This window comes from Xanthobacter sp. ZOL 2024, assembly GCF_052932325.1.
On record NZ_CM128808.1, the window covers coordinates 4,725,918 to 4,744,821 of the forward strand.

The window sequence follows — 18,904 nt, forward strand, 5'->3', positions numbered from 1 at the left end:
CATTGGAAGAGTGCCATGGACTATACGTTCAGAAGCGTGCGCACCATTGTGTGTGAAGCCGGCGGCCTCACCCGCCTCGGCGGCCTGATGAAGCCCCTCGGCTCCACCCGGGTGCTCATCGTGTGCGATCCCGGTATCGTCACCCTGGGCTTTGCCGACATCGCCAAGGCCTCCCTCGCCGAAGCCGGCATCGCCGTGGACGTGTTCTCCGACGTCGCCGCCGATCCGCCGGTGGCCGTGGTGCTGGATGCGGTGGCCCGCGCCAAGGCGTTCTCAGCGGACGGCGTGATCGGCATCGGCGGCGGCTCGTCCCTCGACACCGCCAAGCTGGTGGCGCTGATGATCCATTCCGATCAGCCCATCGCCGAGATGTACGGCACCAACCTCGCCACCGGCACCCGCGCCCCGCTGATCCAGGTGCCCACCACCGCCGGCACCGGCTCGGAAGTCACCTGGGTGTCGGTGGTGACCGATGCGGAAGGGCGCAAGAAGGCCATCTACGCGCCGCAGCTGCTGCCAGACGTGGCGCTGCTGGACCCCAACCTCACCCTGGGCCTGCCGCCTCGCATCACCGCCGCCACCGGCCTCGACGCCATGGTGCACGCCATCGAGGCCTTCACCAGCCGCACCTCCAAGAACCTTCTGGCCGATGCGCTGGCGGTGAAGGCGCTTCAGCTCCTGTCCGCCAACATCCGCACTGCCGTCACCGACGGCAAGAATGTGGAGGCGCGCGCCGCCATGCTGCAGGGCTCACTGCTGGCCGGCATGGCGTTCGTCAACGCCTCGGTGGCGGCCATCCATGCCATGGCCTATCCGCTGGGCGCCCGCTATCACGTGCCCCACGGCCACTCCAACGCCATCGTGATGGCGCAGATCATGCGCTTCAACCTGCCGGTGGCCGCCCCCCTCTATGCCGAGCTCGCTCGCCAGACCCTGCCGGGCCGCAGCTTCGGCTCGGATCTGGAGGCGGCCGAGGCGCTGGTGGCCGACATCGAGGCGCTGGTGCCCTCCATGGGCCTGGAGATCCGCATGCGCGACCTCGGCGTGCCCCACGATGCCATCCCCTCCATGGCCGAGGAAGTGGACGTGGGCATTCGCCGGCTGATCGCCTGCAACCCGCGGGACATGACCCGCGCCGACATCGAGGGCATCTACGAAAGCGTCTACTGACGCCTCCTCGCGCCCGCTCGACGCGGCCCCCGCAGGCACCGCCCGCGGGGGCTTTTTTGTGCCTCCGCATCGCTTGGACAAACGAACAAGCGCTTGATACAGATATTATCTGGAGCTTCGCAGCAGCCGACCGTCCCGGTGAAGGGCGGCGATGCCGGGGAGCGGGGGAACGCCACGCGAGGAGCCTTCATGTCCAAGGTCATCATCACCTGCGCCGTCACCGGCGGCATCCACACTCCCACCATGTCGGACCACCTGCCGGTAACTCCCGACGAGATCGCCGCCGAAGCCATCGCCGCCGCCGAGGCGGGCGCTGCCATCCTCCACCTGCATGCCCGCGACCCCAAGGACGGCCGACCGACGCCCGACCCCGCGGTGTTCATGCAGTTTTTGCCGCGCATCAAGCAGGCCACCGACGCGGTCTTGAACATCACCACCGGCGGCGGGCTCAACATGAGCGTGGAGGAGCGCCTGGCGGCGCCCCTCAAGATCGCGCCCGAGATGTGCTCGCTGAACATGGGCTCCATGAACTTCGCCCTTTATCCTTTGGCGAAGCGCTACGACCAGTGGAAGCACGCGTGGGAAAAGCCCTATCTGGAGGGCACCAAGGACTTCATCTTCCGCAATACCTTCTCCGATATCGAGCGGATCTACCGGCTTCTGGGCGAGGGCCACGGCACCAAGTTCGAGCATGAATGCTACGATGTGAGCCACCTCTACAATCTTGCCCATTGCCTCGATCAGGGCTGGTTCAAGCCGCCGGTGTTCCTGCAGTTCATCTTCGGCATTCTGGGTGGCATCGGCGCGGATCCGGAAAACCTCATGTTCATGAAGCGCACCGCCGACAAGCTGTTCGGCTCCGATTATCAGTGGTCCGTGCTGGCCGCCGGGCGCCACCAGATGCCGTTCGCCACCCAGGGCGCCATGCTCGGCGGCAATGTGCGGGTGGGGCTGGAGGACAGCCTGTTCATCGGCCGCGGCAAGCTCGCCGAGAGCAACGCCCAGCAGGTGCGCAAGATCCGCACCCTGGTGGAGGAGCTGGGCTACGAGATCGCCACCCCTGACGAAGCCCGCGCCCTGCTGCACCTGAAGGGCGGCGACACGGTCGGCTTCTGATCCGCAGCGGCGCTGCCGGTTCAGCGGCCGTTCATCGGCGCCGCAGCAGAAAAACAGACGCCGCGCCCCACAGCACCAGCGCGGCGTCCCATCACCTGCCCGAGGTCGCATCGTGACGCCCTACCCGCTCTCAGCCCTTCTCGACAACCCGCTGTTCGCCCTGTTCGCCCGGCTGGTGCTGACCTTCCTGTTCTGGAGCGCAGGCCTCGGCATGCTGGCGGAGTATGGCGAGACCCTCGCCACCCTCTCGCGTTTCGGGCTCGAACCGGCAGCCGCCTGGGCGCCCGCCGTCATCGCCACGCTGCTCATCGGCTCCGCCCTCATCATCTTCAACCGCTGGGCGTGGCTGGGGTTCGGCATGCTGGCGGTGTTCACCGCCTTGTGCATCCCGATCGCCCACGCCTTCTGGACCATGGCCGGCGAGGAGCGGCTCGCCCATTTCCACGTGGCCATGGAGCACATCACCGTCATCGGCGGCCTGATGACCGGAGCCATCCTCAGCCGCCGGATGGAACGGCACTGAGCCCCACCCGCTTTTTCTTTGGAACTAAAACAACTCCATCCTTCGCGTCGCCATGCTTTTTCGCTTCTGCGAAAGGTGCGAAGCTGGCATGACAGAGCGCATCGGGCGGACTTTCCGCCAGGTTCGACACCCCTTTTTCCGGTGATCGCGACGGAAAGGCGGCGAGCCCGCGCGGCCTTGAACGGCCCGGCGGCGCCGGCCGTGGACGCACCCCGTGCCCCACCCGCCGCGGCGCCACTGCCAATTGCGAGGCCCGCCGATGACCGCCGTGCTTGAACGCCCCAGCCGTGCCCAGGCCCTGAAGGCCCTCACCCACGCCGCCCATGAGCGTCTCGACAAGGCCATCATGGCCGGCCGGCCGTTCGAGAGCCGTGAGCGCTATGGGCTGTTCCTGAGCGTGCAATGGGGCTTCCACCGCGAGATCGACGCCCTCTACAGCAACCCGGAGCTGGACCGGCTGCTGCCGGACCTGCCCGGCCGGCGGCGCTTCGACCTCATTTCCCAGGACCTCGCCGATCTCAGCCTGCCGCTGCCGGCGGCCACCTCCGCTCCCCGTTTCGGCGTGGGCGAAGCGGTGGACATCCCCACCGCCCTCGGCTGGCTCTATGTGGCGGAAGGCTCGAACCTCGGCGCGGCGTTCCTGCTGAAGGCGGCGGCCGGGCTCGGCCTGTCCGAGACCCTCGGTGCCCGTCATCTCGCCGCCGCGCCCGAGGGCCGGGGCCTGCATTGGAAGACCTTCACCGCCGCCCTCGACGCAACGGTGCTGGATGACGCGGCCGAAGCCCGCGCGGCGGCAGGTGCGGAAGCGGCGTTCAACCGGGTGGCGGATCTGGTGGCCGTCACCTTCCGCTGAGCCGGCCCACTCACCGCGCCGGGCGCGCCTTTTCGTATTTGCGAACGAGGCGCTCCCGCTTCAGCCGCGACAGCCGCTGAATCCAGAACACGCCGTCGAGCTGGTCGATCTCGTGTTGATGGCAGACGGCGCGAAAGCCCTCCGACGCCTCCTCGTGCGCGTGCCCCTCGAGATCCTGGAACCGCAGCCGCACCTGCGCGGCCCGTTCGATCTCCTCGCGGGCGCCGGGCATGGACACGCTGCCCTCGGTGCCGCGCAGCGTGTCCGCCGATGCCCAGGTGATCTGCGGGTTGACGTAGGTCTGCGGCCCGTCTTCGGCGGACAGATCGAGAACCACGAGGCGCAGCGGCACTCCCACATGGGGCGCGGTGATGCCGACTCCGGGTGCCGCGCGCAGTGTCTCCAGAAGATCATCCGCCAGTTGCCGCAGCGCCGCATCGAACACGCGGACCGGCTCCGCCACCATCCGCAGCCGCGGATCCGGAAACATGATGATCGGCCGCACGGCCATGACGACGCCCCCTTAGCGCCCCCCACCCGGGGACACATCCATGGCCGGCGTTATGGCCAGCACCGCCAGGCCGATCAAGCCCACCCGACAGCGCCGCCGGGCGGGCCTCAGATTCCGAGATAGGCCTCCCGCACCCGGGGATCGGCGATGAGGTCCGCCGCGGCGCCGACCATGGTGACGCGGCCGGTTTCCATCACATAGCCGCGGTCCGCCACCGACAGGGCCCCGAAAGCGTTCTGCTCCACCAGCAGAACCGTCACCTCCAGCGCCTTCAGACTCTTCACCACATCGAAGATCTGCGCCACCAGGATCGGCGCCAGCCCCATGGAAGGTTCATCCAGCAGCAGGCAGGCCGGCCGGCCCATGAGGGCGCGAGCGATGGCCAGCATCTGCTGCTGACCGCCGGAGAGCCCGCCAGCGATCTGGTTGCGCTTCTCCTTCAGCACCGGGAACATGGCGAAGGCATCGGCCATGTCCCGCTCCACCCGGTCGTCGCGGAACACGAAGGCACCGAGCCGCAGGTTCTCCTCGACGCTGAGATTGGTGAAGATCTGCCGTCCTTCCGGTGATTGGGCGAGACCTAGCTGGACCCGGCGATAGGCGGGAACGCTGGCCAGCGCCTCGCCGCGGAAGGTGATGGCGCCGCCGCTCACCGGCTGCACCCCGGACAGGCACCGCAGCAGCGTCGTCTTGCCGGCGCCATTAGCCCCGACCACCGTGACGATCTCCCCCGATCCCACGAAGAGATCGACCCCGTGCAGTACTTCGATACGGCCATAGCGCGACCGCAACCCCTCAACCGTGAGCATCGATCACCTCCGCGCTGGCGCCCAGATAGGCCTCGATCACCTGCGGATCCCGGCTGACCGTGGCGGGATCGCCCTCGGCGATCTTCTCGCCGTGGTCGAGCACCACAATGGTGTGGGACAGGCGCATGACCAGCTTCATGTCGTGTTCCACCAACAGGATGGCGACGCCGCTGTCCGCGACCTCGGCGATGAGCCGGTCGATTTCCTCCGTCTCCACCGCGTTGCATCCGGCCGCCGGCTCATCCAGCAGCAGCACACGTGGACGCACCGCCAAGGCCCGGGCAATCTCCAGCCGCTTCAACGCGCCATAGGAGAGCGCGCCCGCTTCGCGCTCCGCGGCCCGGGCCAGGCCGACCCGCTCCAGCAGCTCACGCGCCCCCTGCGTCGAGGCCCGCGAACGCCGCCGCGCGCCGGGCAGGCCGAGCAGGTCGGACAGCACCGGCCCACGCTCGTGCAGATGGAAACCCACCACCACATTGTCGAGCACGCTCATCTGCTGGAAGATCTGCAGGTTCTGGAACGTGCGCGACAATCCGCGACGGGCCAGGAGGTCCGGGCGCAGGCCCGTCACCGTCTCGCCATCCAGCCTCACCTGCCCGGCCTTGGGCAGGTAGACGCCGGAGATCATGTTGAAGAGGGTGGTCTTGCCGGCGCCATTGGGGCCGATGACCGACACGATCTCTCCCGCGTTCACCGCAAACGAGACATCGCGCACCGCGCTCAGCCCGCCGAAGGAGATGCCGAGCCCCTGGACAGACAACAGGCTCATTCGCCCCTCCCCCGCATGAAGCGCTGCGCGCTCGGCAGCAGCCCGGCCGGCAGGAAGATCATCACCGCCATCATCACCAGCCCGAGCACCACGTGTTCGTAATCCTGCAACACCGTCAGCACCTGCGGCAGCAGCGTCAGCAGCGCGGCGCCGAGAATGGCGCCCAGCACCGAGCCCGCCCCGCCCAGCACGGCCATGGTCACCAGCTCGATGGAATGCATGTAGCCGGCCACATCGGGCGTGATCAGCCGGTTCTGCAGGGCGAGCAGCGAACCGGCGACCGAGGCGTAGACCGCCGAGATGACGAAGGCCATCAGCTTGGCCCGCGCCACGTCCACCCCTACCGTGCGGGCTGCCACCTCGGAGCCGTGCAGTGCCCGCAGCGCCCGCCCGGTAGCACTGTCGTTGAGGTTCAGGGCCAGCCAGGCGCCCGCTAGCAGGAACAGCCCGGTGAAGACGTACCAGAATTGCGCGTTGGAGAGTTCCAGCCCCAGCCCCGTGAGCCAGGCGCGCACACCGATATCGGGCACCTTGATGCCATCCGGCCCGCCGGTGACCTGCCCTTCGTTGGCCAGCACCATGGCCACCAGCACGCCGAAGCCGAGGCTCGCCACCGCCAGATAATAGCCCTTCAGCCGCAGGATCGGCCGGCCCACCAGCCAGGCGATGACGCCGGACAGGGTGGCCCCCAGCACCACCGCCAGCAGCGGCGGCACGCCGAAATGGAGGGGCATGAGCGCGCAGGCATAGCCGCCGATGCCCACGAAGCCGGCGTGACCGAGGCTGATCTGCCCCGCATAACCGGTGAGGATGGCGATGCCCACCACCGCGATGGCGTTCACGAACACCATCGCGCCGACCCGATAATAGTAATTGGAGGGGAAGAAAGCCGGGCTGACGAGGATGAGGACCGCCAGCACCAGCAGCGTGGCTTGCTTGGAGGAGAGGCGCATGGGTCAGACCCGCTCCGTGGGATTGCTGCCGTAGAGCCCGCGCGGAAAAGCGAACAGCACGACGAGAATGACGAAGAAGGCCACCGCATCCTTGTAATGGGAGCTGAGATAGCCGGCGGTGAGCGCCTCCAGGAGGCCGAGCAGCAGACCGCCCGCCAGCGCCCCCTTGGGATTGCCCATGCCCCCCAGCATAGCGGCGGCGAAGCCCTTCAGGGCCAGGGTGATCCCCACCTCGAAGCTGGTTGGAGTGATCGGCGTGATGAGCACACCCGCCAGGGCGCCGATGCCCGCCGACAAAGCGAACGACAAGGTCATCACAAAGCCGGTGTTGATGCCCACCAGTTGCGCCGCCAACCGGTTGTTGGAGGTGGCGAGCACGGCGCGGCCGGTGAGGGTGCGGGTAAAGAACAGCCACAGGCCGACGAAGATCGCCACCGCGCCGGCCACCACCCACAGGCTTTGCGGCAGGATGGCCGCGCCAAACAGGTGCAGCGGCGCATCTCCCGAGAAAGGTGGCAGGCGATGGGTGCCCTTGCCGAAGACGATCTGCGTGACGCCACGGATGAAGATGGAGGCGCCAATGGTGATGATGATGAGCGACACCACCGGCGCGCCCCGGGCCGGCTCGATGGCCAGGGTATTGAGCGCCACGCCGATGGCGGCCGTGATGACGATGGCGATGAGGGCGGCGAGCGGCAGGGGCAGCCCGGCGCTCACCGCGGCCACCGAGATCATGCCGCCGAGCATGACGAACTCGCCCTGAGCGAAGTTCACCACGTCAGAAGCGTTGTAGATGATGGTGAAGCCAAGGGCGACGAGGGCGTAGACCGCGCCCACCGTGACCCCGGACACCAGGAACTGCAGTAGATCAGAAAACGGCACAAGATCAGACATGGGCGTTCCGTCCTGACGGGCGGTTCGAGACGGCCTGCGCGGGGCGGCTGGCAGCCACGGGCGCGGCTCTCCTGAGCTGTGTGAGGGGTGCCGCGCGAACCAACGCCGGCGCGGAAAGCGGGTGACGGTGGGGCCGGACCCGCAATCACGCGGATCCGGCCGGCCCGGTGCGGTGGCTAGTTCACCAGCGTCCAGCCGCCGTCACGGATCTCAAGGATGCGGAAGGCGGAGAGGTCGAGGCCGAGATGGTCCGCCGGCGAATAGCTGTAGGTGCCGGTGGTGCCCACCAGACCGCTGGTCGCCTCGATGGCGTCGCGGAGGGCGGCGGGCTTGCTGGAGCTGGCGCGGCCCATGGCATCGATCAGGATGCGCATGGCATCGTGAGCGTAGCCGCCGAAGGTGGACACCGGCGCGCCGGCCGCCGCCTCGAAGCTCGCCTTATAGGCCAGCACCACCGGCTTCTGCGGATCATCAGGGCTGAGCAGCTCGCCCACCAGCAATGCGGTGCCGGGCAGCCGCACGCCCTCGGCGGTCTTGGCGCCAGCCAGCTCGATGAAGGCGTTGGAGGCCACCCCGTGGGACTGATAGAGCGGCAGCGTCAGGCCGATCTGCTGATGGTTGCGGGTGATGGTGGCCGGCCCCTGGCCGAAGCCGGAATTCAGGATGGCCTGAATGCCCGGCGTGTTGCGCATGTTGATGAGCTGCGGGGTCATGTCCGCATCCTTGGGGCCATAGGTCTCGTCGGCGACGATCTCGATACCCGACGCCTTGGCCACCGCGAGGCACTGCACCCGCATGGAGGCGCCGAACCCGTCGGTGCCGGAGATCAGCCCGACCTTGGTGAGGCCGCGCGCCTTCATATCCGCGAAGATCTTGAGGCAGGCCATCCGGTCGGTGTGGGGCGTCTTGAACACATAGGGCTTCACCGGATCGATGATCTCGATGGCACCGGCGAGCGAGATGAAGGGCACCTTGGCTTCCTCCGCCACGGCCAGGATGGCCATGGACGACCCGCTGGTGGTGCCGCCGACCATGGCCACCACCTCGTCATCCTCCACCAGGCGGGTGGCGAAGGTCTTGGCCTTGCTGGGGTCCGCCCCGTCGTCATAGAGGACGAGCCGAACCTTCTCGCCCTTGATGCCGCCCTTGGCGTTCAGCGCGTCCACCATCATGCGGATGGTCTTCGCCTCCGGATCGCCGAGCGCCGAGGCGGGGCCGGTCTCGGCGACGATGGCGCCGATCTTGATGTCGGCGCTAGCGGTGGTAGCCATCAGGCCCAGGGCAAGCACGCCCGCTGCAATTCTCTTCATCGGTCCTCCCCAGATATCCGGTGACGCTTCCCCAAGGGCGGCGACGTTGATCCCCTGCGGGAACACGCCGATGGCCGATGCAGGGCGGCACACGTTGCCGATCTATTTTCGTAAGATCGTTCGATCTTTTTAATTCAGATCAAATGGCATTTCCACCGAAATCTGCGGCGCCATCCAGCAACCTTCAACAACCCATTCGGCAGGGTTTTTCAGGCCATTGCGCGATATCTACGGGCAGAATGACGGAAATACACCGGGCGTGATTTCGGCGAGACGCCCTACAACCACCGCTTGACAGGCCCCATTGAGGAATGATTATTTCGACCGATCGTTCGGCTAATTATGCAAACATCGAAGATCGCCGCAGGGGGAACCGCCATGCCGCAAGCCGCCGTGTCCGAAACCGCAGCCAGCCCCGATTACCGAGCCCTGATCGAGCCGGCGCGGGTCAACAGCCGCCTTTATTATGATCCGGAGATCTTTCAGGAAGAGCTGGAGAAAATCTGGTACCGCACATGGGTCTATGTGGGGCACACCAGCGAAATTCCAAAAAAGAACGACTATGTCACCAAGTCGATCGGCCCCACGCCGGTGCTGATGGTGCGCGACAAGGACGGCGAGGTTCGCCTGCTGCTCAACAAATGCCCGCATCGGGGCAACCAGCTCTGCGCTTATCAGAAGGGCAACCGCACCAGCTTCACCTGCCCCTACCACTCCTGGACCTTCTCCACCACCGGCGACCTCATGGGCTATGCGCTGCCGGAAGGTTATGAAGGCCAGAGCAAGGCCGGGCTCAATCTCGGCAAGGTGCCGCGCATCGCCATCTATCGGGGCTTCGTGTTCGGTTCCATGGCGGCGGAGGGCCCCTCCCTTGAGGAGCACCTGGGCGGCGCCAAGGCAGCGCTCGACCAGTTGCTCGACAATTCGCCCACCGGCGAACTGGACCTCAGCGCCGGCTTTCTGCAGCACCGCACCAAGGCCAACTGGAAATTCATGCTGGAGAACGAGACCGACGGCTATCACCCCGGCTTCGTGCACGGCTCGGTGTTCCAGGTCACCAGTTCGGGCATCGGCAGCCTCTACGGCGCCGATTCCACCGCGCTCACCCGCGACTATGGCAACGGGCACACGGAATTCGACCTGCGCCCGGAATGGCGCCGGCACGACAAGCCGCTGCAATGGTTCGGCACCACCGCCGAGCGCCTGCCGGACTATGTGAGCGCCATGAACGCCGCTTATGGCGAGGAGCGCGCGCGACAGATCATGATCGACGGCTCGCCGCACATCATGATCTTCCCCAACCTGTTCATCGCTGAAATCCAGATCTTCGTGCTGCAGCCGGTGGCCGTGGACGAGACCATTCAGCACGTCACCGCGGTGCAGTTCAAAGATGCCCCGGACATCAACCGCCGGCTGCGCCAGCAAACCATGGGCTCGGTGGGCCCGGCCGGGCTGCTGCTCGCCGACGATACCGAGATGTATGAGCGCAACCACCGGGGCGCGAAGATCCGTGATCCGGAATGGCTGGTGCTGTCCCGTGGGCTGCACCGCGAGCGCGTGGACGAGAACGGCTTCCTCGTCGCCCATTCCACCGACGAGACGCCGCAACGCGGCATCTGGCGCCACTATCTCAACCTGATGACCGAGGCCCGCTGATGACCGCCCTCGCCAAGGATCTCGCGGCCGTGTCCGCGCCCGATCTCACCACCCTCGCCCCGGCCGTCCTGCAGCATCAGGTGGCCCAATTCCTCTACATGGAGGCGCGCCTGGCCGACAGCCACGATTATGACGGCTGGGAAGCGCTGTGGACCGACGACGCCATCTATTGGGTTCCCGCCAACGGCGCGGACATCGATCCCGAAACGCAGATGTCGGTGCTCTATGACAACCGCTCCCGCATCGGCGTGCGCATCCGCCAGCTGAAGACCGGCCGGCGCCATACCCAGACGCCCCGCTCCGCCCTCGCCCGTGTCGTGTCCAACATCGAGGTGGCGGAAGTGCGCGACAACGAAGTGGACGTGCGCGCCAACGTGCTCATCTACGAAGACAATTTGCGTGGTGAAACCCTGTGGGCCGCCCGCAACGACTATCGCCTGCGCATGATCGACGACGCCTTCCGCCTGGTGCGCAAGAAGATCACGCTGGTGAACAACCACAAACCCATCTTCACCCTCTCGTTCCTGGTCTGAGGTCCCAATGTCCCACAGCACCCCCTCCCCCCAGGTGCCCGCCCACCAGGTGCCCGCCCACCAGGTATCCGCCCACCAGGCGTCCTCGCCCCCGGCTCCCGAGGTCTGGATCGGCGAAGGACCGGTCCTGCTCGACTATGCGGACGGCATCGCCACCCTCACGCTCAATCGGCCCGATGCCGCCAACGGCATGAATATCGAACTGATGCAGGCGCTCTATCGGGCGCTCATGCGCTGCCACCGCGCTCCCGACGTACGGGTGGTGCATCTGCGGGGCGCCGGCACCAATTTCTGCGCCGGTGGAGATGTCCGCGAGTTCGCCTCCAAGGGCGAAGGGCTCGGCGACTTCCTGCGCGAGGTGACGGCCTATCTCCAGGTGGCCATCGGCGCGATGATCCGCCTCAAGGCCGTGGTGGTCACCGAGGTGCACGGCTATGCCGCCGGCGGCGGCGGCCTGGGCCTCGTGTGCGCCTCCGACATCGTGATCGCCGGCGCCGGCGCCCGCTTCCTGGCCGGGGCAACCCGGGTGGGCATGGCCCCCGATGGCGGGGCCTCCGCCATCCTGCCCCACCTCATCGGCTTTCGCCGCGCCAGCGAGATGATGCTGTCCAACCGCATCGTGGACGCCGCCGAGGCCGCCGAGATCGGTCTCGTCACCCGCTGCGTGGCGGATGGGGAGCTGGAGGCGGAGGCGCGCAAGGCGGCCCGCTTCTATGCCGCCGGCGCCCCGCTCGCCCTGGCCGCCACCAAGCGCCTCCTGTGGAACGCGCTCAACGTGGAACTGGCCCTGCCGGAAGAGGCGCGTACCGTGTCGGAGCTGTCGGCCACCGCGGATTCCCGCGAGGGCCTGGCGGCGGTGATCGAGAAGCGCAAGCCGGTGTTCATCGGCCGATGACCACGGCCGCAGCTGCGGGCGCGCGCCGTGCGCTCGTTACCGGGGGCGGCGCCGGCATCGGCGCCGCCATCGTCCGCCGACTCGCCGCCGACGGCTGCGCCGTGGTCTTCTGCGACCGCGACGCCCCTGCCGGTGCGCCGCTGGCGCAGGAGACCGGCACGCGCTTCGTACCCATGGACGGCCGCGACGCGACCGCCGCCGACGCCCTGTTCGCCGCCCACGGCCCCTTCGATGTGCTGGTGAACAATATCGGCGCCGATCAGCATGCCTTCTTCACCGATACCGGACCGGAGGACTGGCGCGCCCTGCTCGCCATCAACCTCGAGACCGCGTTCCTGTTCACCCACCGCGCGCTGCCCGCCATGCAGGCGGCCCGCTATGGGCGGATCGTCAACGTCGCCTCCGAGGCCGGCCGCCTCGGCTCCAGGGGCGGTGCGGTCTATGCCGCCGCCAAGGCGGGCCTGATCGGCTTCACCCGCTCCATCGCCCGGGAAAACGCCACGTGGGGCATCACTGCCAATGCGGTGGCGCCGGGCCCCATCCGCACTCCCATGGTGCAGCGGGCGGTGGCCGGGGTGGGCGACAAGCTCATGACCGCCATGGCGGACCTGACCCTGATGCGGCGCCTGGGCGAGCCGGAGGAAGTGGCCGCCGCCGTCGCCTTCCTGGCCTCCGAGGGCGCCTCCTTCGTCACCGGCGAAGTGCTGGGGGTCTCCGGCGGCATGGGCTGCGGCGCCTGACCCCCCCCGGCCCACACCATCCACAGCAACACAACACAGTTTCCGCGGGGAGCCCCGATGACCCGGATTGTCTTCGTCTCAGCCGATGGCCAGAGCACCACCCTCGATGCGCCGGATGGCCTCAGCGTGATGGAATGCGCGCGCCGCGCCAATCTCCCCGGCATCGTCGCCGAATGCGGCGGCGCCTGCGCGTGCGCCACCTGCCATGTCTATATCGACACCCCGTGGCGCGCCGTGGTGGGCGAAGCCACCGGCATGGAACGCGACATGCTGGAGTTCGCCGAGGATGTCCGCGAGAACTCGCGCCTCTCGTGCCAGGTGAAGGTGGTGCCGGAACTCGACGGGCTCACAGTCCACCTGCCCGAGGCGCAGGGCTGAGCGTCAGCTCGGCCGTCATTCTGCGCCCCCCTTTCCCCTTTCAGCCGGAGCGTGCCATGTCGGGCCCCCTCGCAGGACTTCGTATCATCGAGATGGTCGGCCTCGGGCCGGCCCCATTCGCCGCCATGATGCTGGCCGACGCCGGCGCCGAGGTCATCCGCATCCACCAAAAGGGGCAGCGGCCCGAGATCCCGCTCATGAACACGCGGTTCGATGTGCTGGCGCGCGGCCGCCGCTCCATCGCCCTGGACCTGAAGGCGGAGGCCGACACCGCGGTGATGCTGGAGCTGATCGCCCGCGCCGACGGCCTCATCGAGGGCTTCCGTCCGGGGGTGATGGAACGCCTCGGCCTGGGGCCCGACGTGTGCCTCGCCCGCAATCCGCGCCTCGCCTATGGCCGCATGACCGGATGGGGCCAGGAGGGCCCGCTGGCCGACACCGCCGGACATGACCTGAATTATCTCGGCATCACCGGCGCCCTCGCCGCCCTCGGCCCCGCCGATGCCCCACCGCCGGTGCCGCTCAATCTGGTGGCCGATTTCGGCGGTGGCGGCATGCTGATGGCGTTCGGCCTGCTGGCCGCCATCCACCACGCCCGCGCCTCCGGTCGCGGCCAGGTGGTGGATGCGGCCATGACCGACGGCGCCAGCCTGCTGGCCGCCATGTTCTGGGGGTTCCGCGCCGGCGGCCTGTGGGGCACCGAGCGGGCGGCGAACCTGCTGGATGGGGGCGCCTATTTCTATGCGACCTATGCATGCGCCGATGGCAAGTTCCTGGCGGTGGCGCCAGTGGAAAAGAAATTCCACCAGATCCTGATCGACTCCCTCGGCCTTGAGGCCGACGCCTTCACCCATGTGGCCGATCCCGGCGCCTGGGGGGCGCTGCGAACACGCCTTGCCGACATCTTTCGCAGCCAGCCGCGCGACCATTGGGCCGCCCTGTTCGCCGGCACCGACGCCTGCGTCACCCCCATCCTCGACTGGGATGAGGCCACAGCCCAGCCACAGGCGCAGGCGCGCAGTGCCTTCGTGGACGTGGATGGAGTAACGCAGCCGGCCCCGGCGCCCCGCTTTTCGGCCACGCCCTCCACCATCACCCAAAGCGCGGCTGCGCCCGGAGCCCACGGGGCCCAGATCCTGGCCGAATGGGGCATTCCCTCTCCCCAGCCCGATGGCTGCTGCCCCTGAAAAAGGCCGGCTTCCCCCGGAGCGGGGAAGCCGGCAATACCAGCGCCGAAGGAGGGAAGACGCCGGGCAGTCGACCGAGGCCCGCCTCACAGGTTCCGCAGATAAGCCCCGATCCGATCCAGCGATTGCCGGGCCTCCGGCAGCTCGGGGAACACCTGGAAATGGTGGCACATTCCGGCAAACACCTCGAGCTGCACCGTGTGCGGGAGGGTGTGCGCCAACAGATGGCTGTCGTCGAGGGTGATGTCGTCGCCGCCCGCATGGATCAGGATCGGCGGCAGGCCGGCGAGGTCCGCCAGCACCGGCGAAGCGGCAGGATCGGTGGCGGCGGTCTCTCGCCCCAGATAGGTGCGCGCCATGGCCCGCAATTGCGCGGGCTTGGAGAAGATATCCCGTTCAGCCAGGGTGACATAGCTCTGCCCGCCCATGCTCAGGTCGAGCCAGGGGGAGAGCAGCACCAGCGCTTGCGGCAGCGGCATGCCGGCATCACGGGCGCGCAACGCCGTGCCCAGCGCCAGGGCGCCACCCGCCGAATCCCCCACCAGGGCGCGCGGCGTGGAACCGGCCTCCACCAGCGCCGCATAGGCGGCGAAGGCATCATCGGCAGCGGCCGGAAAGCGATGCTCGGGCGCGAGGCGATAGTCGAAGCCCAGCACCCGCGCGCCACTGGCCGCGGCGAGCCGCGCCATGAGGCCGGCGTGGGAGCGCACGGAGCCGATCTGGAAGCCGCCCCCGTGGCAATAGAGCAGCGGGCCGTCAGGCGTGGCGCCCGGCGGGTCGAAGGCGCACGCGGACAGGCCGGCAAGGGACAGCACCGTGCGCCGCACCTGCGGCGCTGCCGCCGCATCGGCAAGGAAACGCTCGAAGCTCTCCCGGATCTCCGGAAGGCTCATGCCCCCGGCCCAGGCGGCGGTGAGCGCGGCAATCCGTTGGCGCACCTGCGCGTAAGGAGTGGTTTCGGTCACAACAGGTCACCCCTTGCAGCCCCAGTGGCGGCCCCTCACCGGATGACGCCCGCGCGCGTCGGGCAGGACGACACCGGGCGCGCGTCGGCGGGCATCCGCCCGCTTCTATGGGCCGGGTTCAGTGCGCCGCTTCGGGGCGGTGCAGCACGCGGGTCGCCTTCGCCTCGTAGCGTGGCAACACTCCTTGCGGATGGCACTCCACATTCACATTGATGCCGAGGCGCGCTTTGATCTCGCGGCGTACATCGCTGGCAGCCTCGGCGCCGGAGCGGGTGTCACCTTCGGCGGTCTCCACCGCCACCGTCATCTTGCCGATGGTGGTGGCCTCCTTATCGAGATAGATCTGCCAAGCCTCCTTGGCGAGACCGGGAATGCCGGCGATAACATCCTCGATCTGCGAGGGAAACACGATGACGCCCTTGAATTTGATCATGTCATCGGTACGGCCGATGATGCGGCCGATCTTGCGCATGCCGCGCCGCCCCGAGGGACAGTCATAGGGGCGGGGCGAGAGCCGCACCAGGTCGCGGGTGCGCCAGCGCACCACCGGTGAGGCTTCCTTGCGCAAGGTGGTGACCACCACTTCGCCCACCTCGCCATCGGCCACCGGCTGCATGGTGTTGGGATCGAGGATCTCGACGATCACCGTATCCTCATTGAGCAATTGCAGCTCGTCATCGGCATGGGTGTAGGGCGTGGAAATCGCCAGGATCGGCCCGCCGGCCTCGGTGGTACCGTAGATGTTGTGGCTCATGAAGCCCTCCGGCAGTTCCGCCTCGAGCTGCGCGCGGAACTCGGCCGAAACCGACTGCCCCCCGAGGATCGCCACCTTGAGGGTCCATTCCGTGCGCGGATCGATCCCCTGCTGCTTGGCCGCCTGCACCAGGGTCATCAGCCACAGGGGCGACATGGAGGCCACATCATAGGCGTGGTCACGCAGCCAGCGGGCGGCGAGCTCGCCACGGCCCGGGCCGATGGGGAAATTGGTGCAGCCACAGGCGGCAAAGCCGGCATCAAGGGCCGGGCCGCCGATCCACAGGCCGTAGCCGTAGCCCTGATAGGCGCGAAAGCCCGGCTGCACGCCGGCCGCGGCCAGAAGGCGCGACATCTGATAGGGCAGCAGGTCGCGCAGATCGCGGGGGGTCATGCCGAAGGTGACCGGCAGGCCAGTGGTGCCGGAGGTGGCGACAAAGCGCTCGACCTGATCCATGGGCACGGTGAGGAAGGGAAAGGGATAGCGGTCCCGCAGCTGCGACTTGTCCATGAAGGGCGCGTTGGCGAGCCCGTCTGCCGAGGCGAGATCCTCCGGCGCCATGCCGGCCTCGGCGAAATGCGCCCGCCAGGTGTCGCACTGGGCCAGGCGCGCGCCGAGGGCGGCAAGGCCGTCACGCTGGATTTTCAGAATTCCGTCGCGGTCAAGCGACTCCACCTCTGGGTGCTGCATGGGCATCCTCCGCGTTTCCTTTGGTCCCGGCCTGGGCTCTGACGGCCCTTGGCGCTTTTCAAAATTAATAGACCGAACGAATGGTCTATGTAAACGGCAAATTTGATTCACCTCAACATACGCATGCGGCCACGCCGGCCCGTCTCGGCGCTTCACCTCGGATCCTTGGACCCTGTGCCACCCGGTGATGGAGTGCCAAACTGGGTGAGCGGCGGCGAAAGGCTTGGCAACGGCAGATGTGGCGCCTATAGACCGAATGATCGGAACACTATGGTGGGTAGGCGCCGTGGCGAGAACACGCTCAGCCGAATATGACAATATTCACGATACCATACTTGAACGTGCGGCATCGGTCTTCGCGCGGCGCGGCTACGCAGCCACCTCGATCGGAGACATCGCCGAGGCCTGCGAATGCTCGAAGTCGCGCCTTTATCACTATTTCACCTCCAAGGAAGCGATCCTTTCCGACCTGCTGACGTCCCATGTGGAATCGCTGCTCCAGAAGTGCCGGCACACCCTTTACGGCTTTCAGGATCCCGAGGAGCGCTTCCGCCAGCTCACGCGGCTGTTTCTGGACGTGTATGCGATCTCTCGCGACCAGCACGTGGCGCTGCTGACCTGCGCCGAGTTCCTCGCGCCCGAAACACGCAAGGTGCTGGTGGCCAAGCAGCGCGAGCTGATCGCCTATGTGCGCGACATCCTGCTGCAACTGCGGCCGGATCTGGCCAAGGACGCGATGATGGCCCACGTGGACACCATGCTGTTCTTCGGCATGATCAACTGGACCTATACGTGGTACCACGCCGACGGCACCGTGACCCCCGGCGAGCTGGCCGACCGGGCGGTGGACCTGTTCGTCAAAGGCTACGCCCAGGTGGGCGCGCCCAGCGCGCGCCCGATCCCCAACACCGATGGATCATGACGCCGGCCGCCGCAGCCACGCGACAGGATCGAAGCCGTCGGCGGCCACATCGGCGCGGCCTACGCCTTTGCCGCCCTCCAGCATCTTCTTCGCAGCCATATAGGTGCGGGCGTCGTTGATGGCGTCCACCGCGATCATGCGATCGCCGCGAAAATACCAATGGGACTGACCCTGCGCGGAGCGGTGCGGCACCACCGCATCGTAGCCACGATTGAGGCCGACGATCTGCAGCTTCACGTCGTACTGGTCGGACCAGAACCAGGGAACCGGCGCATAGGCCCGCCCGCGGCCCAGCATGTCATCGGCGACGCATTCCGCCTGATCCACCGCGTTCTGCACACTCTCCAAGCGGGTCGGCTGGCCATCCAGGGGAAAAGTGGCGCAATCGCCCGCGGCCCACACATCCGGCGCCGAGGTGCGGCCGAAGCCGTCCACCACGATGCCGGCATCGCAGGCAAGGCCCGCCGCGCGCGCCAGCTCGTCGCGCGCCTGCACGCCGATGCCGACCACCGCCACATCCACCTCGAGGCGCTCGCCCCCTTCCAGTTCCACCGCCGCGATCGCTCCATCACGCGCGCGCACGCCCGCCACCCCGCGCCCTTCCACGATGCGCACGCCATGGCTCTCATGCAGATCGCGGATCACGGCCGAGGTTTCGGCGCAGGCCACACGCTCCAGAATGCGCGCGGCCCGCTCCACCACCACCACCTCCAGCCCCGCCTTGACCGCCACCGCCGCGGTCTCCAAGCCCACATAGCCGCCGCCCAGCACTAGCAGACGCCGCCCCGGGCGAATCTCCCCCTGCAGGCGGTCGGCATCGGCCAGGTCCCGCAGCTCATGAACCCCGCGCAGGCCGGCAAAGCCCACGGGTAGCGGGCGCGGGCGGGTGCCGGTCACCAGCGCGAGACGACTCCAGCCGTGAGTGCGGCCACCCGCCACCAGCGTGCGCGACGCCGGATCAATGGCGCTCACCACCGCCTCGCGCACCACGCGCACATCCTGCGTCCGCCAGAACTCCTCCGGACGCAGATAAAGCCGATCAACCGACCAATCTCTTTTTAGATAGGCCTTGGACAGAGGCGGACGTTGATAGGGCGGATATGGCTCCTCGCCAAACATGGTGATCGGCCCGGAATATCCGCCATGGCGCAGCCGTAATGCTAAGGATGCCGCTGCCTGCCCGGCGCCGACAATCGCCACATGTTCCGTTGCCATGACGTTCCGCCCCTCATTAGTTGACCGATCATTCTGACTATTATATTCCGATGCTCGGGCT

The 18,904-nt window shown here is 67.7% G+C and carries 20 protein-coding genes; 11 read left to right on the plus strand and 9 right to left on the minus strand.

The window, feature by feature from the left end:
- Positions 1–15 precede the first annotated feature (15 nt).
- The 4 genes from ACU4E7_RS21635 (at position 16) to ACU4E7_RS21650 (ending at position 3,662) form a co-directional block, all read left to right on the plus strand.
- Positions 16–1,170 carry an iron-containing alcohol dehydrogenase gene (locus ACU4E7_RS21635; protein WP_447020098.1) on the plus strand — a complete coding sequence of 385 codons (1,155 nt, stop codon included), beginning with the start codon at positions 16–18 and terminating at the stop codon, positions 1,168–1,170.
- A gap of 189 nt (positions 1,171–1,359) precedes the next feature.
- Positions 1,360–2,286 (plus strand): BKACE family enzyme, encoded by a 927-nt coding sequence (locus ACU4E7_RS21640; protein ID WP_238121027.1) that lies wholly within the window; start codon positions 1,360–1,362, stop codon positions 2,284–2,286.
- Between the two features lie 112 nt (positions 2,287–2,398).
- On the plus strand, positions 2,399–2,809 hold the full coding sequence (locus tag ACU4E7_RS21645) for a DoxX family protein (protein ID WP_447020099.1): 411 nt from the start codon (positions 2,399–2,401) through the stop codon (positions 2,807–2,809).
- Positions 2,810–3,068: 259 nt separating this feature from the next.
- A complete protein-coding gene (locus tag ACU4E7_RS21650; RefSeq protein ID WP_447020100.1) occupies positions 3,069–3,662 on the plus strand; it encodes a biliverdin-producing heme oxygenase in 594 nt (197 codons plus the stop codon).
- Positions 3,663–3,672: 10 nt separating this feature from the next.
- Here the strand turns inward: ACU4E7_RS21650 and ACU4E7_RS21655 are convergent, their stop codons facing one another.
- The 6 genes from ACU4E7_RS21655 to ACU4E7_RS21680 form a co-directional block, all read right to left on the minus strand.
- On the minus strand, positions 3,673–4,173 hold the full coding sequence (locus ACU4E7_RS21655; RefSeq protein ID WP_447020101.1) for a peptide deformylase: 501 nt from the start codon (positions 4,171–4,173) through the stop codon (positions 3,673–3,675).
- Between the two features lie 107 nt (positions 4,174–4,280).
- Entirely contained in the window at positions 4,281–4,982 is a 702-nt protein-coding gene (locus ACU4E7_RS21660) for an ABC transporter ATP-binding protein (RefSeq protein ID WP_447020102.1), read from the minus strand.
- Complete coding sequence (locus tag ACU4E7_RS21665) at positions 4,969–5,751, minus strand: ABC transporter ATP-binding protein (RefSeq protein ID WP_238121022.1); 783 nt, start codon at positions 5,749–5,751, stop codon at positions 4,969–4,971. Before ACU4E7_RS21665 ends, ACU4E7_RS21660 begins: the two co-directional genes overlap by 14 nt.
- The gene (locus tag ACU4E7_RS21670) at positions 5,748–6,704 is read right to left on the minus strand and encodes a branched-chain amino acid ABC transporter permease (RefSeq protein WP_447020103.1); all 957 of its coding nucleotides are present in this window, start codon (positions 6,702–6,704) and stop codon (positions 5,748–5,750) included. Before ACU4E7_RS21670 ends, ACU4E7_RS21665 begins: the two co-directional genes overlap by 4 nt.
- Positions 6,705–6,707: 3 nt before the next feature.
- Positions 6,708–7,598, minus strand: coding sequence for a branched-chain amino acid ABC transporter permease (locus tag ACU4E7_RS21675; RefSeq protein WP_238121020.1), 891 nt, complete (start codon positions 7,596–7,598; stop codon positions 6,708–6,710).
- Between the two features lie 176 nt (positions 7,599–7,774).
- Complete coding sequence (locus ACU4E7_RS21680; protein ID WP_447020104.1) at positions 7,775–8,908, minus strand: ABC transporter substrate-binding protein; 1,134 nt, start codon at positions 8,906–8,908, stop codon at positions 7,775–7,777.
- Positions 8,909–9,286: 378 nt separating this feature from the next.
- Here ACU4E7_RS21680 and ACU4E7_RS21685 point away from each other — a divergent pair, with 378 nt between their 5' ends.
- Genes ACU4E7_RS21685 through ACU4E7_RS21710 form a run of 6 tightly spaced genes read left to right on the plus strand, consistent with a single transcriptional unit; the run spans position 9,287 to position 14,297 of the window.
- Positions 9,287–10,564, plus strand: coding sequence for an aromatic ring-hydroxylating oxygenase subunit alpha (locus ACU4E7_RS21685; protein ID WP_238121018.1), 1,278 nt, complete (start codon positions 9,287–9,289; stop codon positions 10,562–10,564).
- Entirely contained in the window at positions 10,564–11,097 is a 534-nt protein-coding gene (locus tag ACU4E7_RS21690) for an aromatic-ring-hydroxylating dioxygenase subunit beta (protein WP_447020105.1), read from the plus strand. Before ACU4E7_RS21685 ends, ACU4E7_RS21690 begins: the two co-directional genes overlap by 1 nt.
- A gap of 7 nt (positions 11,098–11,104) precedes the next feature.
- Positions 11,105–11,992, plus strand: a complete 888-nt coding sequence (locus ACU4E7_RS21695; RefSeq protein ID WP_238121016.1) for an enoyl-CoA hydratase/isomerase family protein — start codon at positions 11,105–11,107, stop codon at positions 11,990–11,992.
- Positions 11,989–12,732, plus strand: coding sequence for an SDR family NAD(P)-dependent oxidoreductase (locus ACU4E7_RS21700; protein ID WP_238121015.1), 744 nt, complete (start codon positions 11,989–11,991; stop codon positions 12,730–12,732). Before ACU4E7_RS21695 ends, ACU4E7_RS21700 begins: the two co-directional genes overlap by 4 nt.
- Positions 12,733–12,789: 57 nt before the next feature.
- A complete protein-coding gene (locus ACU4E7_RS21705) occupies positions 12,790–13,110 on the plus strand; it encodes a 2Fe-2S iron-sulfur cluster-binding protein (RefSeq protein ID WP_238121014.1) in 321 nt (106 codons plus the stop codon).
- A gap of 56 nt (positions 13,111–13,166) precedes the next feature.
- Entirely contained in the window at positions 13,167–14,297 is a 1,131-nt protein-coding gene (locus tag ACU4E7_RS21710) for a CaiB/BaiF CoA transferase family protein (RefSeq protein ID WP_447020106.1), read from the plus strand.
- Between the two features lie 86 nt (positions 14,298–14,383).
- On the opposite strand, the gene ACU4E7_RS21715 is transcribed toward ACU4E7_RS21710, so the two are convergent.
- Both ACU4E7_RS21715 and ACU4E7_RS21720 read right to left on the minus strand, forming a co-directional pair.
- Positions 14,384–15,262 (minus strand): alpha/beta hydrolase, encoded by an 879-nt coding sequence (locus ACU4E7_RS21715; RefSeq protein ID WP_447020107.1) that lies wholly within the window; start codon positions 15,260–15,262, stop codon positions 14,384–14,386.
- 118 nt (positions 15,263–15,380) lie between these two features.
- The gene (locus ACU4E7_RS21720) at positions 15,381–16,706 is read right to left on the minus strand and encodes a phenylacetate--CoA ligase family protein (RefSeq protein WP_447020108.1); all 1,326 of its coding nucleotides are present in this window, start codon (positions 16,704–16,706) and stop codon (positions 15,381–15,383) included.
- A 286-nt stretch (positions 16,707–16,992) separates the two neighbouring features.
- Between ACU4E7_RS21720 and ACU4E7_RS21725 the strand changes: the two genes are divergently transcribed.
- Positions 16,993–17,628, plus strand: a complete 636-nt coding sequence (locus tag ACU4E7_RS21725) for a TetR/AcrR family transcriptional regulator (protein ID WP_447020109.1) — start codon at positions 16,993–16,995, stop codon at positions 17,626–17,628.
- Here ACU4E7_RS21725 and ACU4E7_RS21730 read toward each other — a convergent pair.
- A complete protein-coding gene (locus ACU4E7_RS21730) occupies positions 17,623–18,843 on the minus strand; it encodes an NAD(P)/FAD-dependent oxidoreductase (RefSeq protein ID WP_447020110.1) in 1,221 nt (406 codons plus the stop codon). The genes ACU4E7_RS21725 and ACU4E7_RS21730 overlap by 6 nt on opposite strands.
- Positions 18,844–18,904: the final 61 nt, after the last annotated feature.

Coding starts and splice junctions, on each gene's coding strand:
- ACU4E7_RS21680 (WP_447020104.1), bottom strand. CDS start 8,908: ATGAAGAGAATTGCAGCGGGCGTGCTTGCCCTGGGCCTGATGGCTACC.
- ACU4E7_RS21695 (WP_238121016.1), top strand. CDS start 11,105: ATGTCCCACAGCACCCCCTCCCCCCAGGTGCCCGCCCACCAGGTGCCC.
- ACU4E7_RS21635 (WP_447020098.1), top strand. CDS start 16: ATGGACTATACGTTCAGAAGCGTGCGCACCATTGTGTGTGAAGCCGGC.
- ACU4E7_RS21720 (WP_447020108.1), bottom strand. CDS start 16,706: ATGCAGCACCCAGAGGTGGAGTCGCTTGACCGCGACGGAATTCTGAAA.
- ACU4E7_RS21655 (WP_447020101.1), bottom strand. CDS start 4,173: ATGGCCGTGCGGCCGATCATCATGTTTCCGGATCCGCGGCTGCGGATG.
- ACU4E7_RS21705 (WP_238121014.1), top strand. CDS start 12,790: ATGACCCGGATTGTCTTCGTCTCAGCCGATGGCCAGAGCACCACCCTC.
- ACU4E7_RS21685 (WP_238121018.1), top strand. CDS start 9,287: ATGCCGCAAGCCGCCGTGTCCGAAACCGCAGCCAGCCCCGATTACCGA.
- ACU4E7_RS21660 (WP_447020102.1), bottom strand. CDS start 4,982: ATGCTCACGGTTGAGGGGTTGCGGTCGCGCTATGGCCGTATCGAAGTA.
- ACU4E7_RS21730 (WP_447020110.1), bottom strand. CDS start 18,843: ATGGCAACGGAACATGTGGCGATTGTCGGCGCCGGGCAGGCAGCGGCA.
- ACU4E7_RS21690 (WP_447020105.1), top strand. CDS start 10,564: ATGACCGCCCTCGCCAAGGATCTCGCGGCCGTGTCCGCGCCCGATCTC.
- ACU4E7_RS21665 (WP_238121022.1), bottom strand. CDS start 5,751: ATGAGCCTGTTGTCTGTCCAGGGGCTCGGCATCTCCTTCGGCGGGCTG.
- ACU4E7_RS21650 (WP_447020100.1), top strand. CDS start 3,069: ATGACCGCCGTGCTTGAACGCCCCAGCCGTGCCCAGGCCCTGAAGGCC.
- ACU4E7_RS21670 (WP_447020103.1), bottom strand. CDS start 6,704: ATGCGCCTCTCCTCCAAGCAAGCCACGCTGCTGGTGCTGGCGGTCCTC.
- ACU4E7_RS21675 (WP_238121020.1), bottom strand. CDS start 7,598: ATGTCTGATCTTGTGCCGTTTTCTGATCTACTGCAGTTCCTGGTGTCC.
- ACU4E7_RS21640 (WP_238121027.1), top strand. CDS start 1,360: ATGTCCAAGGTCATCATCACCTGCGCCGTCACCGGCGGCATCCACACT.
- ACU4E7_RS21700 (WP_238121015.1), top strand. CDS start 11,989: ATGACCACGGCCGCAGCTGCGGGCGCGCGCCGTGCGCTCGTTACCGGG.
- ACU4E7_RS21710 (WP_447020106.1), top strand. CDS start 13,167: ATGTCGGGCCCCCTCGCAGGACTTCGTATCATCGAGATGGTCGGCCTC.